This is a genomic window from Kitasatospora sp. NPDC058218 (genome assembly GCF_042882445.1).
Lineage (GTDB): Bacteria > Actinomycetota > Actinomycetes > Streptomycetales > Streptomycetaceae > Kitasatospora.
The window spans coordinates 22,385-36,214 of sequence record NZ_JBHVWC010000076.1; the positions used below are offsets into that span (position 1 = coordinate 22,385).

Consider the following 13,830-nt stretch of genomic DNA (forward strand, 5'->3'; position numbering starts at 1 on the left):
TCCCATTCCTCTGGTACCAAACGTTTGTGACGCCGAGCCGGACCCGACCGGGCCGGCGGAGTCCGAGAAGCGTCGGATCCACCCGCGGGCAGGTCCGACCAGGACGGGTCCGACGACCCGTCAGGCCACGTACCGCCAGCCCGGGCCGGACCGGGCCCGCCGCCCGACTCCGGTGGCGATCGCCGCCCGGTAGCTGTCGGCGGTCAGGGCGGCGGCCCGCTCCCAGGTGAACCGTGCGAGCACCCGCTCGCGCCCGGCCTCACCGAGCGTGCCGCGCAGCCGCGGATCGTCCAGCAACCGGCCCAGCGCCGCGGCCAGAGCGCCCGCGTCACCCGGCGGCACCGCGAGACAGGTCTCGCCGTCCGGCCCGGCCACCTCGGGGATCGCCCCGCCGGTGGTGGCCACCAGCGGGGTGCCGGTGGCCATCGCCTCGGCGGCGGGCAGCGAGAAGCCCTCGTACAGCGACGGCACGCAGGCCACCTCGGCCGAGCGGTACAGGTCGACCAGCTCGTCGTCGGTCAGGCCGTGGCGGAACTCGATGAACTGCTCCAGGCCGAACCGGCGCACGGCCTCGGCGACCGGCCCGTGCTCCTTCTGCGGCTTGCCGACCACGACCAGGTGCGCGTCCCGCTCGGTGCGAACCTTGGCCAGTGCCTCGACCAGGTGGACCAGACCCTTGAGCGGGACGTCGGCGCTGGAGGTGGTGACGATCCGACCGGGCACCCGGGCCACGCGGTCGGACGGCGACCAGAGCCGGGTGTCGGCACCGATCGGCACCACCGAGATCGCGCCCGGCGCGGTGCCCAGGTGCTCGGCGATCTCACGCTTCGAGGTGCCGGAGACGGTGATGATGTGGTCCAGCCGGGCGGCCACCCGGCGCTGCATCCGGGTGAAGGCGTACCAGCGGCGCAGCGAGAGGCGGCGGCCCAGGCTCGGGGCGGCGTCCAGTTCCAGCTGCCGGTCCACGGTGATCGGGTGGTGGATCGTGGTGACCAGCGGGAAGCCGTGCCGCGCGAGGCCGAGCAGGCCGTACCCGAGGGTCTGGTTGTCGTGCACCACGTCGTAGCGGCCCTTGTGCAGGGCGAGGTACCGGCGGGCGCGGAGCGAGAACGTCAGCGGCTCGGGGAAGCCGCCGGTGCGCATGGTGGCGACCTCCAGCACGTCCACCGGGCCCCGGTACTCGGCCAGCCCCGGGGTGCGGAACGGGTCGTCGGCGCGGTAGAGGTCCAGGCTGGGCAGCTCGACCAGGCGGACCGAGCCGGGGCCCTCGACCTCGTCCAGCACCGGGTACGGCTGGGAGCCGATGACGTCCACGTGGTGGCCCAGGCGGGCCAACTCGCGGGAGAGGTGCCGTACGTAGACGCCCTGGCCGCCGCAGAACGGGTCGCCGCGGTACGACAGCAGGGCAATCCGCAGCGGCTGCGCGGTCATCGACGGCTCCTGTCCTTGCTGAAGTCTGTGCTGCCGGTCGCTAAAGTAGATCAGGTTTCAGTGTGGTGTGGAGTTCGCCAGTGACCATGTGAACAATGAGAGACCTCGAAGATACCGGCCCGTAGCGACTCCTCAGGTGCCAGGGCTGGTGATTCACGCCACGCCGGGACCACCTGCCGGAGCACCGGCCGGACCAGCCGGAGCACCCCCGTCACTCTCGCGCCCCGGGAGCACCCTTGCCACCGCCCGCCACCTCCGTGCCCGCCGCCGCCCCAGGCTCCGCCGGGCAGCCCGCCGACCCTCCGCTGACCGCCCGCCAGGCCGAACGGCGGCGGCGGATCCTGCGGGCCGCCACCGGGCTGGCCGCCCGCGGCGGGTACGAGGCCGTGCAGATGCGGGAGGTCGCGGAGGGCGCGCAGGTCGCGCTCGGCACCCTGTACCGGTACTTCCCCTCCAAGGTCCATCTGCTGGTCGCGGTCATGCTGGAGCAGTTGCAGGGCCTCCAGGAGCAGGTCCGGCGGCACCCGCCGGCCGAACGGGACGAGGCTTCGAGGGTCGCCGAGACGCTCACCCGGGCGTTCCACGCGCTCCAGCGCGAGCCGCTGCTGGCCGAGGCGATGGTCCGTGCGCTCTCGTTCGCGGACCGCTCGGTCAGCGCCGAGGTGGACCAGGTGAGCATCGCCACCGGGCAGCTGATCCTGGACGCGCTCGGCCAGTCCGGGCCGCCGACCGACAACCAGCGTGCCGCCGTCCGGGTGATCGAGCACACCTGGCACTCGGCCCTGGTCTCCTGGCTCTCCGGGCGCGCCTCGATCGCCGAGGTCCGCGCCGACCTGCACACCGCCGCGCGGCTGCTCACCCTGCCCTGAGCGCGCACCCGGCCGGGACCGGAGGTGAAGTGGAACCTGTTCTCGGTTGCGCCCGCGTTCTCGGCGGCGTGCCGTGTCCCGGTGCCTCGGGTGCGGTGGCTGGGGTACCGGCGGCTCGGGCCTGGCGGCTCGGGTACCGGCGGCTCGGGTACCGGCGGCTCGCGGGTGCGGTGGCCGGGGTGCGGTGGCTCGGGTACCGGTGGCTCGGGCGTGGCGGCCGAAGTCACGGCGGCTAGAGTCGCGGCGGCTAAAGTCGACGGGCAGGACAACTCCATCCCGCTTCTCCTCCGGGGAAAGCCGGTGCGAATCCGGCACTGACCCGCAACCGTGAGCCCGGCGCTGGACGGCCGGGGCAGTCGGAATGCCCGGGGCGAGGCGAGCGGCCTGACCGGGCACACCCGTACCCGGCACCGTCGAGGTCTACGGAACGGCTCACCCGGGCCACCACACCGCTCATCGAAAGGCTCATCCCCACCATGCTCACCGCCGCCCGCCTGGGCGCCGCCGCCCTGTCCGCCGCCCTGCTGGCCGGCGCCGCCGCCGCACCGGCCCTCGCCGACAGTCCCTCGACCGGCGCCACCGCGCCCGTCCCCGAGGGCCTCTACGGCAAGGGCGACCCGACGTACGACGGCGTGTGGCGTCAGTCCCTCGCCCTCACCGCGCTGGCGGGCGCCAAGGTGACCCCGGCCGACTCCGCCGTCTCCTGGCTCACCGGCCAGCAGTGCGCGGACGGCGGCTGGCCGTCCTACCGCGCGGACGCCTCGGCCGCCTGCGACGCCAAGACCGAGGACAGCAACGCGACCGCCGTCGCCGTCCAGGCCCTGGTCGCGCTCGGCGGCCACCAGGACACCGTCGACAAGGGCGTCCAGTGGCTCAAGGCCAACCAGAACGCGGACGGGAGCTGGGCCTACAACCCCGGCAGCCCCGGTGACGCCAACTCCACCGGCCTGGCCGTGAACGCCCTGCTCGCCGCCAAGCTGGACCCGGCGGGCGTGGCCAAGTCGGGCCGCAGCGCCTTCGACGGGCTGGCGCTCTTCCAGCTCGGCTGCGCCGCCCCCGCCGACCAGCGCGGGGCCTTCGCCTACCAGCCGGACCCGGCCGGCGCGCTCGCCCCGAACGCCCTGGCCAGCGCCCAGGCCTCGCTCGCCGCGGCGGGCGGGAAGCTGCCGGTGACGAACACCAACCGGACGGATGCCGCGCCCAAGGCGCTGCCCTGCGCGAACGGCTCCACGGAGCCGCTCGTGCCGCGCGCCGACTCCGCCGAGGCAGCCGGCGCCTACCTGACCGCCCAGCTCGCGGCCGGCGGCCAGCACCTGACCCTGAACATGCCCGGCGCCACCCCCACCCCCGACTACACCGCCACCGCCTGGGCCGCGCTCGGCCTGATCCAGGGCGGCCACCCGCAGCAGGCCGCCGGCGCGGTGGACTGGCTGGCCAAGGAGGGCGGCACCTGGACCAAGGGCGGCACCGACGCCTCCGCCACCGCCACCCTGCTGCTGGTCGCCCAGGCCGCCCAGCGCGACCCCGCCACGTTCGGCGGCGACCTGGTCGCGCAGCTGACCGCGCTCGGCCCGGCGCCCAAGGCGACCGCCCCGGCCTCCGCCACCGCCTCCACGGCACCGGCCGAGAAGAAGAAGGACGACGGCCTCAGCCAGTGGTGGCCGATCGGCATCGGTCTGCTGATCGGCGTCGGCGGTGGCCTGGTTCTGAGCCTGCAGCGCAAGCGGGGCCAGGCGCAGGGCCAGAAGCGGGGCCAGAAGCGGTGACCGGTCCCGGCACCCCCCGGGGCGGGTCGGCGGGCGCCGGCGGGTCCGCGGACGCGGGCGTGCCGGTGCCCACCGGGCCGGGCGCGACCGACGTCGCCGCGCCTCGCCGCAGTGGGGCGGCGAGCGGTGGGGCGACTGGTAGGGCGGCGACCAGTGGGGCGGCGGGCGGCACCACCCGTCGTGCCCGCTCGGCCGGTCGTCTCTGTGCCGACCCCCAGCGGCGCCGGCGGGCGCTGGCCGCGGCCGCCCGGTTCGTCGCCGGACTGATCGCCGGGGTGTTGATCCTGCTGGTGCTCGGAGCGGCGCCCGCACAGGCCGCCGGGTACCGGTACTGGTCGTTCTGGAAGTGGTCCGACGGCGCCTGGGCCTACCAGCAGCAGGGCCCGGCCGTGTACGTGCCGCAGGACGGCGGCGTGGACGGCTGGCGCTTCGCCGTCAGCCCCGACGGCGGCCAGGACGCCGCGCGGCCCGGCCCCGCCGGGGACTTCGCCGCCATCTGCGGCGGTACCGCCGAACAGCCGGGGCGCAAACGCGTCGCCGTGGTCCTGGACTTCGGCACCGCCGCGGACTCGCCCGGCGAGACCCCGCCCGAGCCCCGCACCGCCTGCGCGGTCGTGCCGGGCAATGCCAACTCGGCCGAGGTGCTGGCAGCCGTCGCCCCACCCTTGCGGTACGACACCAACGGGCTGCTCTGCGCCATCGCCGGCTACCCGCGGGCGGGCTGCGGCGACCAGCTCGGCGCGGCCAACCGGCCGGCCACGACCGGGGCCGACGACGGCAACCACAGCAGCGGCCCCGACATCGGACTGATCGCGGGGGGCGCCCTGGTCGCCGTCCTGGCCGGCGGCGCGATCTGGCAGGCGCGCCGTCGCCGCTAAGTTCAGGCCGAATATGTAGACCGATCCACCTATGTAGACCGGTCTGCATATTCGGAGCCCGGTCCACAGTCCCACCCGCGGCCCATGCACGAACCCGCCGACAGCACCACTGATAGCCCCGGTCCGTCGAAGGGCCAAGCTCTCTATACCGACCGGTCTACATACGAACTGTCCCTCTATACCGACCGGTCTACTTATACCGACCGGTCTACAGACAACGCGCCACCCAGAGCAGGAACAGCAACAGGAACAGCCCCGAAGGAACACCGGGAGCAGGAAGTCGGCCCACCCGACTTCCCACTCCCCACCACCAGCTCCACACCTCTCGACCCGCGCCACCCCCAATCCGACCGGGCCCCCGCCCCACCCCCGCCCGGCCCCAACTCAGCCCGCCCGGCCCACCCTCGCCCGCCCCGACCTGGATCCCCCTCCCCGTGACCACACCCCGCGCCGCCAGCCCGCCCCGAACCCCGCGTTCCCGCCGCCCCCCGCTCGGCCCCCGCCAGCTGCACCCCGGGGCCTGGTGGCTGTGGGCACTCGGCCTCGGCGCGGCGGCGACCCGCACCACCAACCCGTTGCTGCTGCTCCTGCTCGCCGCCGTCGCCGGCTACGTCGTCGCCGCCCGCCGCGGGGACGCGCCCTGGTCACGCTCGTACGGCGCGTTCCTCCGCCTCGGCCTGCTGGTGCTCGGCATCCGCCTGGTCTTCGCGGTCCTGCTCGGTTCCCCGATCCCCGGCACCCACGTCCTCTTCACCCTGCCCGAAGTGCCGCTGCCCGCCTGGGCCCAGGGCGTACGGATCGGCGGCCGGGTCACCGTCGAGGGCGTGCTCGCCGCGTTCTACGACGGGCTGCGGCTGGCCACCCTGCTGGTCTGCGTCGGCGCCGCGAACGCCCTCGCCAGTCCGACCCGCCTGCTGCGCGCGCTGCCCGGCGCGCTCTACGAGGCGGGCGTGGCCGTGGTGGTGGCGATGACCTTCGCGCCCAACCTGGTCGCCGACGTGCAGCGGCTGCGCGCCGCCCGCCGTCTGCGCGGGCGCACCGACCGGGGCGTGGCCGCCGTGCTGAGCGTCGGGCTGCCCGTCCTGGAGGGCGCGTTGGAGCGTTCGGTGGCGCTCGCCGCCGCGATGGACACCCGCGGCTTCGGCCGCACCACCGATGTCCCGCCGCGCCTCGCCCGCACCACCGCGGCGCTCACCCTGGCCGGCCTGCTCGGGATCTGCCTCGCCGCGTACGGGCTGCTCACCGCGGGCGGCGCCGGCTGGGCGCTGCCCCTCCTGCTGCTCGGCCTGGCCGCGGCCTTCGCCGGCCTGCTGCTCGGCGGCCGACGCTCCCCCCGGACGCGCTACCGCCCCGACCCGTGGGCCCTGCCCGAGTGGCTGACCGCCGGATCGGGCGCCGCCGTGGCCGCGTTGACGATCTGGCTCTCCGCCCGCGATCCCGCCGCCTTCGCCCCGACCGTCGTCCCGCCGACCGCCCCCGCCCTGCCGCTGACCGCCGTCCTCGCCGTACTGGTCGGCCTGGTACCGGCGTTCGCCACCCCGCACCCGCCCCGGAGGGCCTCGTGATCACCTTCGAGCAGGTCTCCGTCCAGTACGCCGACACCGAGGCCCCGGCGCTCAGCGGCGTCGACCTGACCGTCCCCGAGGGAGAGCTCTGCCTGCTGGTGGGCCCGTCCGGCTCCGGCAAGTCCACCCTGCTCGGCACCGTCAGCGGCCTCGTCCCGCACTTCACCGGCGGTGTGCTGCACGGTCGGGTCACCGTCGGCGGGCGCGACACCCGGGAGCACCGCCCGCGCGAGCTCGCCGACCTGGTCGGCACCGTGGGGCAGGACCCGCTCGCCCACTTCGTCACCGACACGGTCGAGGACGAACTCGCCTACGGCATGGAGTCGCTGGGCCTGGCGCCGGACGTGATGCGGCGCCGGGTCGAGGAGACCCTCGACCTGCTCGGCCTCGCCGACCTGCGGGACCGCGCGCTCGGCTCGCTCTCCGGCGGCCAGCAACAGCGCGTCGCCATCGGCTCCGTGCTCACCGTCCACCCGCGCGTGCTCGTCCTGGACGAGCCCACCTCGGCACTCGACCCGGGCGCCGCCGAGGAGGTGCTGGCCGTCCTGCAACGCCTGGTCCACGACCTGGGCACCACCGTACTGATGGCGGAGCACCGGCTGGAGCGGGTCGTCCAGTACGCCGACCAGGTCCTGCTGCTGACGCCCGGCGCGCCGCCGGTCCTGGGCGAGCCGGCCGAGGTGATGGCGCACTCGCCGGTCCATCCGCCCGTGGTCGGACTCGGGCGGCTCGCCGACTGGCGGCCGCTGCCGCTCTCCGTGCGCGACGCCCGCCGCAAGGCCGCCCCGCTGCGCGCCCGACTGGACGGCCTGCGTCCCCCCGCCACCCCGAGCACCACCGGCGCCCCGATCGCCACCACCGAACGCCTCGCCGTGAAGCGCGGGCCCGTCCCGGCCCTGCGCGGCGTGGACCTCGCCCTGCACCCCGGCGAGATCACGGCGCTGATGGGCCGCAACGGCGCCGGCAAGTCCACCCTGCTCGGCGCCATGGTCGGCCTGCACGCGCCCGCCGCCGGCAGCGTCCGGGTCGGCGGGCGGACCCCGCACCGCACCCGGCCCGCCGAGCTGATCCGCCAGGTCGGCCTCGTCCCGCAGGACCCGCGCGACCTGCTGTACGGGGAGAGCGTCACCGCCGAGTGCGCCGCCGCCGACGGCGACGCGGGCGCCGAACCCGGCACCTGCCGCGCCCTGGTGGAGCGGCTCCTGCCCGGCATCGCCGGGGCCACCCACCCCCGCGACCTCTCCGAGGGCCAGCGGCTCACCCTGGCACTGGCCGTGGTGCTCAGCGCCCGGCCGCCGCTGGTGCTGCTCGACGAACCCACCCGCGGCCTGGACTACGCCGCCAAGGCCCGCCTGGTGGAGATCCTGCGCGCGCTCGCCGCCGAGGGGCACGCCGTCCTGCTCGCCACCCACGACGTCGAGCTCGCCGCCGAACTCGCCCACCGCACGGTGATCCTGGCCGACGGCCAGGTCGTCGCGGACGGCCCGACCCCGGAGGTGGTGGTCTCCTCCCCCACCTTCGCCCCGCAGGTCTCCAAGATCCTCGCGCCCGGGCCCTGGCTCACCGTCCACCAGGTCGAACGGGCTCTCGACGGGAGCGCCGGATGAACCGCGCCCCGCGACAGAGAAGCGGCCCCTTCTCCCTGGGCCGCCCGGGATCCCCCAGCCGGCCGGGGCCCCTCGGCCGCCCGGTGTCCCTCGGCCGCCGCTCGATCGCGACCCTGCTGCTCACCTCGTGCGTCGGCGTGGCCGCGTTCGGCTGGCCACTGCTGGCCTCGACCAGGTCCGCCCTGGTCGGCCACTCCACCGACGCCCCCTGGCTGTTCGCCCTGCTCCTCCCCCTCCTGCTCGCCGTGGTGATCGCCCAGATCTCCGAGGGCCGGACGGCCGGTGGCGGCGCACCCGGTCTTGACGCCAAGGCGGTCGCCCTGCTCGGCGTGCTGGCCGCCGCGGGCGCGGCGCTGCGCCCGCTCGGCGCGGGCACGGCCGGGTTGGAGCCGATGTTCTTCCTGATGGTGCTCGCCGGGCGGGTCCTCGGCCCGGGCTTCGGCTTCGTCCTCGGCTCGCTCTCGATGTTCGCCTCCGCGCTGCTGACCGGCGGGGTCGGCCCCTGGCTGCCGTTCCAGATGCTCGCCATGGGCTGGGTCTGCCTGGGCGCGGGCCTGCTCCCGGGCGCGGCCACCCTGCGCGGACGCCGCGAACTCGTGCTGCTCGCCGGCTACGGCGCCGTCGCCTCACTGCTCTACGGCACGATCATGAACCTCCAGGGCTGGCCCTACATCGCCGGCCTCTCCGGCTCGATCTCCTTCGTCCCTGGGGACGAGGTGAGCGCCAACCTGGTCCGCTTCGCCGCCTACTGCCTCACCACCTCCCTCGGTTGGGACCTCCCCCGGGCGGCCCTCACCGTCGTCCTCTGCCTGACGCTGGGCGCCACCGTCCTGCGCGCCCTGCGCCGCGCCACCCGCCGCGCGGCCTTCGCCGCCCCGGTGGAGTTCAACCCGCCGAAGAGCTGACCCGGCGTGCCCCCGGGACGGCTCCGGGGGCGCCGGGCATGGACCATGCGGCGGCGGACCCTGCGGTGAACTCCCCCCTTCCGGGTGAACCGCGCGGCGCCGGGCGTGACCTCCGCCCTCCGCCCTCCGTCCGTACACAAAGATCTCGACCGCACACCCACCGCGCCTTCCAGGAAGTGGAGTCGAGTTCGTGAGTTCCCTCAAGCGAGGCCTTGCCCGTACGGCCACCGTGGCCGTCACAGCCCTGACGCTCGCCGGCGCGTTCGTCTCACCGGCCGCCGCCGTGACCTTCGTCGGACGGGACGCACCGACCACCGTGACGATCGCTCCCGGCGGAACGGCGGCGGTGCCGTGGACGTACCAGAACACCGGCGGCCCCGGCCTCCTTCCCCCCTCCGGCATGACAGCCGTGTTCACCGCGCCGGGCAACACCACCTTCGCCCCGCAGAGCACCGTCCCCACCGAGTACAGCGGCAACGGCTCGGCCTGGACCGGCAACAACGTGGGCCTGCGGAACTGCGCACTCGGCAACGCCAACCGGACGCTCACCTGCGAGGGTTACGGACTCAACGGCGGCAGGAGCAGCTGGCCGTCCAACGGCTACTTCCGCTTCTCCCCACAGGTCACCGTGGACGCCGGCGCACCCGCCGACACCACGCTCCCGCGCGGCAACGGCAGCTTCCGGTACCGCGACCCGAACAACGGGACGGAGTACACGATCGCCGACGGCACCCTGAACGTCGCCACCCCGCCCCGGGTGCCGACCGGGATGTGCCTGGACATCGGCAACACCCGCTTCAACGCCGACAACGCCAGGATCTGGCGGTGCCTCGACCACACCAACCAGCGCTTCGTCCTCGACGAAGGCCGGGTCAAGGTCGCCGACACCGTCGGCAGCAGCCCGGAGATGTGCCTGGACGCCGACAACACCGGCTTCGACGGCGACAACGTGCGCATCTGGGCGTGCGAGGACACGCCCGAGGGCACCGCCAACCAGACCTGGCAGCTGCGCCGAGGGGCGTTCGTCCTGGAGTCGACACTCGGCACGGCCCACGAGATGTGCCTGGACATCGGCAACACCCGCAACAGCGGCGACAACGCCTTCATCTACCGCTGCGGGGCGGGCAACCCCAACCAGCAGTTCCTCGTCGAGGACGGCTACATCAAGGTCCGAGACACCCTGTGACATGACTGGGCTCGACCCCCGCCCGCCTTTCGCCGGCCCGCGAAGGGCGGGCGGGGTCAGCCGACCGACTCGACTCGGGGTTATCCGATGAGGTACTCCGGGCTGTCCAGCCACGGACGGTGCTCCCCGACGGCGGTCACGGTCATGCCGAACCGCGTGAGCTCCGGCCTGCCCTCGCGGACCCACCAGGTGTGAGCAGCAGTCACCTCGTCCCACAGGGAACGTGGGCCGGATTGCGACACCGCGTGCCCGCCCTCCCAATCGGCAAGGCGGCAATGGGCGTACGACACCCCGTCCCAGACCTCGAAGCGGCCCGTGCCGAACCGGTCGTAGCCGGCCCACACCTCCTGTCGGAACAGGTCCGGCACCCGCAGGCCGACGGCGAAGGCGGCGTGCGACTGCTCGGCCACCTCGACGGAGTCGATGCCGGAGGCGCCGTACCGCACGTCCTCGATGTCGAACTCGCCGCTCTCGGGTCGCTGGTCGCGCACCCACATGAACGACACGTCCTCGACGAACGGGCCGCTGGCCGACCGGCCGTCCTCGGCTTCCCGTCGTCGCCCGATCCTCCGCCGTGCTTCCCCATGCGTGTTCCCTCCTACGGATTCAGTCCTGACATGACCCCGAGTGAAGGTCACGCCTCTCGGGTGCAAGCGGTCAGTTGCCCGGCAGACAGAGCAGCAGCATCGCGGTGACGACCACGAGCCCCGCCAGGGACACTGCGAAGGCGGACGTGAGTCGCCGCAGATCCCGGATCCCCTGACGACGCCGCTCGACAACGTCCCGGGAGCCGTCCATGCCGTCGTCCGTCACGGATGGGCCTGTCCGTGGTGACGACGCATCCGTACGCGGACATCCACGGCTGCCGAACGGTCGAAGGTGTCCTCGGCCGTGCGGGCCAGCGTCGTGAGCCGCGCGCACTCGGCGCACCCCGTGACCGGATCCGGCACGGGCAAGGCATCGTGGAACAGGTGGCTCGCCCGGTGGTGTGCGATAGCCATCAGTTCGGCTCCCCCTCGGGCTCCATCACCCATGGCGTCACCACGACGTGTCCGTAGCTCCGGTGGCCCTGATGCTCGCGCAGGTGTGCGGCGGGCCAGCGCTGCGCCGTATCGAAGTCCGCAACCAGGAGCCCCTCCGCTCCGCACGGTCGACCGCCCTCGTACTCCCCGGCACACCGGTAGCGGTGCAGCGCCGGCGGCCGGTCGCACGCGAGGTCGATCCGGAGGGTCCAATTCAGGAACTTGAACAGCCCTCTGGCAGGTCGGACCGGAGGCGGTTCACTGCTGGCCCGCTGCACGTCCAGACCGAGCCTGACAGCCCGCGCCAGCCCGTGACGGGGAGTTTGGAGGAGGCGGTCCCACGGATCCACGGGCTCCAACTTGTCGGCCGCACTCACTCCGTCGCCGCCTCCAGCGCTCTCCGCGACTCGCAGGCACCGCACGCGCAATGCGCAAGGATCGCGGCCTTGCTCAGCACCTCGGCGGCGCTCGGGGTCTTTGCGTTCGCTTTGGCGGCCAGGTAGTCGCTCAGGGAGCTCCCTGCGGGCGGCGGCTTCTCGAAGCCGGCCATTGAGCGAGCAATGGGTCCCCCGGGGCCGATGTGCGCGGGCAATGACGCCACGGGTCACCCCCTCCCGGTCCGAGTGGTCCTGGATGGGCAGGACAAATCCTCCTCCGCCGAACTGTGGCTACGTAACGTCACCGCGGCGTCACTCCGGCCAGTTGCAAGGCGTCATTTCGGTGTCATATGGCCGCGTCACGTCCTACATTTGGAGACATGACGACACCGAACGAGGCATTCCGCGCCGTGCGCAGCGGCCTGCGCCTCAGTCAGGACGAGTTCGCCCGTCGTCTGCGGGATGCGGGCGATGCCCTGGGTGAGCCCAATGACGCGAACAAGCGGCTCGTGCGGCGCTGGAGTCGGGGGAGGTCCGCACACCGCGCCCCGTGTACCTTCGGGCATTGGAAGTCGTGACTCAAGTCCCCTCGGACCGCCTGGGGTTCCAGTCCATCCTGCCGCCTCATGTCGCGAGCGACGGAACCGGAGGGCACGACATGACCGCTCGCCGCTCAATCCCATCCACGCAGCCTGTTCCCGCCGCATCAGGCGACGACTACAGCGGCGTGTGGGTGAGTCACTACGAGTTCTTCAGCAGCAGCCGTGAGAACACGTACTCCGGGCTGCACCACGTCGTACTGACGCACCACGGCAACCGCATTGTCGCGGAGTCGCTCCCGGGGGCCTCGTCCAACCCCGGCTCTCCGCTGACGCTCGACCTCACCGTGGACCGCAACGTCGTCACGGGCACGTGGACCGAACAGACGGCGGAGGACGGCTACTACCAGGGGGCCCGCTACCACGGCGCGATTCAACTTCTCGTGGACCCCACCGGCCGGCGCATGTCGGGAAAGTGGGTGGGATTCGGGAAGGAGTTCGATGTCAACACGGGCCCCTGGGAGCTGAGGCTGCTGGACCGGTCGACAGCTGACGAAGTGCTGCGCAGGTACAGCGCAGTGCCGCCTGCACCGGAGGCTGAGCGTCAGCCCTGAGTCTGTCGCCAGGCCTTCAGCGCTGCGATTCCTCGGACACCGCTTCGACGCTTTCACCCTCCGCCGTCCGGCACATCCGACACACCCCGGGCCGCGTCTTGCCCGGGGCCCGACAGACGTCACAGTCGTACGTGACGCGCGGAGTCGGTGCAGGAGCCGCTGCTTCGGCCGGCCGCTGGGCGGGCGGAAACGGCGGCACGTTCGACAGTCGGCCCGCGAGGATCGCGCCCACGCTTCGGGTGATCTTCTCCGGGAGCGGGGCAGCGAGGACGCCCGTCAGCGCCTCCCACGTCCAGCCGCCCGTGAGCAGGCCCTCCACGCGGGCGGCCTGGTCCGTCAACGGCTTGCCGGCGAGCGCCATTCGCGGGTCACGGCGGCCCAGTTCGAGCAGGAGCGCCATACCTTCGGTCATGCGCACCGGGCCCGACGCCCGAGCCTGCTCAGCCGTAGCCCCGGGCGGATGGACGGAAGGTCCTTCAACTTCCTTCCCCATCACACTCCTTACCCTCAAGGAGGGGCTTCCCGCCTTCCCGGCGCCTGCCGCGCCGACTCCAGGGCGACCGGCGGCCGGGGATACGGGAAGCGGCGGCAGCGTGTGAGCCGCCTTCGCCGTCAACGGGACTTCATGGACCGAAACCGTCGTCCGGACCTGGCCGGTGACCGGGTCGCGGCTGGTCCGGCGGACGTAGTGACCCGCTTCCTCCAGCTCGCGGAGCGCGCGAGCCACGGTCGTGCGCCCCTCAACGCTCTTCGCCGCCAAGGTCCGTACGTCTTCCCGCGCACCGTCGGGCAGACTCAGCAGGTAGCTCAGCAAGCCTCGGGCGGCCCACGACAGCTTGTGCTTCCGGATGACGTGGCCGTTGTCCAGGATCGTGTACCCGGGGCCATGCTTGGGGATACGATGAATCTGCATTCGGAGTTCTTCTCTCCCAGTGCCAAACCCCGGGGTGTTCCAGCACCGCCGGGGATTATCTCGTTTCGAGACATCCGCCAACAGGGCTGTCACGCCGCCCAGTTGATCGCAGGATCACCGTAGGTGCGGCCGATGGGCAGACAAGCCCGAATCCCACC

At 73.5% G+C, this 13,830-nt stretch carries 12 protein-coding genes, 1 pseudogene and 1 riboswitch; of the genes and pseudogenes, 8 read left to right on the forward strand and 5 right to left on the reverse strand.

Annotated features, from left to right (window positions below; genetic code table 11):
• Positions 1–120: 120 nt before the first annotated feature.
• Positions 121–1,431 (reverse strand): glycosyltransferase family 4 protein, encoded by a 1,311-nt coding sequence (locus ACFVYI_RS36095; RefSeq protein ID WP_387893466.1) that lies wholly within the window; start codon positions 1,429–1,431, stop codon positions 121–123.
• 236 nt (positions 1,432–1,667) lie between these two features.
• Here ACFVYI_RS36095 and ACFVYI_RS36100 point away from each other — a divergent pair, with 236 nt between their 5' ends.
• The 7 genes from ACFVYI_RS36100 to ACFVYI_RS36130 all read left to right on the forward strand — a co-directional run bounded on the left by ACFVYI_RS36100 (position 1,668) and on the right by ACFVYI_RS36130 (position 10,207).
• Positions 1,668–2,300, forward strand: a complete 633-nt coding sequence (locus ACFVYI_RS36100) for a TetR family transcriptional regulator (RefSeq protein ID WP_387893468.1) — start codon at positions 1,668–1,670, stop codon at positions 2,298–2,300.
• A gap of 290 nt (positions 2,301–2,590) precedes the next feature.
• Positions 2,591–2,667, forward strand: a riboswitch (cobalamin riboswitch).
• A gap of 109 nt (positions 2,668–2,776) precedes the next feature.
• Positions 2,777–4,066: a prenyltransferase/squalene oxidase repeat-containing protein gene (locus ACFVYI_RS36105; RefSeq protein WP_387893470.1), complete on the forward strand. Its 1,290-nt coding sequence runs from the start codon at positions 2,777–2,779 to the stop codon at positions 4,064–4,066.
• Between the two features lie 59 nt (positions 4,067–4,125).
• Positions 4,126–4,944, forward strand: a complete 819-nt coding sequence (locus ACFVYI_RS36110; protein WP_387893471.1) for an SCO2322 family protein — start codon at positions 4,126–4,128, stop codon at positions 4,942–4,944.
• 434 nt (positions 4,945–5,378) lie between these two features.
• Positions 5,379–6,509, forward strand: a complete 1,131-nt coding sequence (locus ACFVYI_RS36115) for an energy-coupling factor transporter transmembrane protein EcfT (protein ID WP_387893473.1) — start codon at positions 5,379–5,381, stop codon at positions 6,507–6,509.
• Complete coding sequence (locus tag ACFVYI_RS36120) at positions 6,506–8,116, forward strand: ABC transporter ATP-binding protein (protein ID WP_387893474.1); 1,611 nt, start codon at positions 6,506–6,508, stop codon at positions 8,114–8,116. The genes ACFVYI_RS36115 and ACFVYI_RS36120 overlap by 4 nt, the downstream gene beginning before the upstream one ends.
• The gene (locus ACFVYI_RS36125; RefSeq protein WP_387893475.1) at positions 8,113–9,021 is read left to right on the forward strand and encodes an ECF transporter S component; all 909 of its coding nucleotides are present in this window, start codon (positions 8,113–8,115) and stop codon (positions 9,019–9,021) included. Before ACFVYI_RS36120 ends, ACFVYI_RS36125 begins: the two co-directional genes overlap by 4 nt.
• Before the next feature lie 190 nt (positions 9,022–9,211).
• Entirely contained in the window at positions 9,212–10,207 is a 996-nt protein-coding gene (locus ACFVYI_RS36130) for an RICIN domain-containing protein (RefSeq protein ID WP_387893476.1), read from the forward strand.
• Positions 10,208–10,287: 80 nt separating this feature from the next.
• Here the strand turns inward: ACFVYI_RS36130 and ACFVYI_RS36135 are convergent, their stop codons facing one another.
• The 3 genes from ACFVYI_RS36135 to ACFVYI_RS36145 form a co-directional block, all read right to left on the reverse strand.
• Positions 10,288–10,698, reverse strand: coding sequence for a hypothetical protein (locus ACFVYI_RS36135; RefSeq protein ID WP_387893478.1), 411 nt, complete (start codon positions 10,696–10,698; stop codon positions 10,288–10,290).
• A 166-nt stretch (positions 10,699–10,864) separates the two neighbouring features.
• Positions 10,865–11,020, reverse strand: coding sequence for a hypothetical protein (locus ACFVYI_RS36140; RefSeq protein ID WP_387893479.1), 156 nt, complete (start codon positions 11,018–11,020; stop codon positions 10,865–10,867).
• Entirely contained in the window at positions 11,017–11,208 is a 192-nt protein-coding gene (locus ACFVYI_RS36145) for a hypothetical protein (protein WP_387893480.1), read from the reverse strand. The genes ACFVYI_RS36140 and ACFVYI_RS36145 overlap by 4 nt, the downstream gene beginning before the upstream one ends.
• Before the next feature lie 778 nt (positions 11,209–11,986).
• Between ACFVYI_RS36145 and ACFVYI_RS36150 the strand changes: the two are divergent.
• Positions 11,987–12,759: pseudogene (locus ACFVYI_RS36150) on the forward strand (helix-turn-helix domain-containing protein).
• Positions 12,760–12,775: 16 nt separating this feature from the next.
• On the opposite strand, the gene ACFVYI_RS36155 reads toward ACFVYI_RS36150, so the two are convergent.
• The gene (locus ACFVYI_RS36155) at positions 12,776–13,672 is read right to left on the reverse strand and encodes a helix-turn-helix domain-containing protein (RefSeq protein WP_387893482.1); all 897 of its coding nucleotides are present in this window, start codon (positions 13,670–13,672) and stop codon (positions 12,776–12,778) included.
• Positions 13,673–13,830 lie beyond the last annotated feature (158 nt).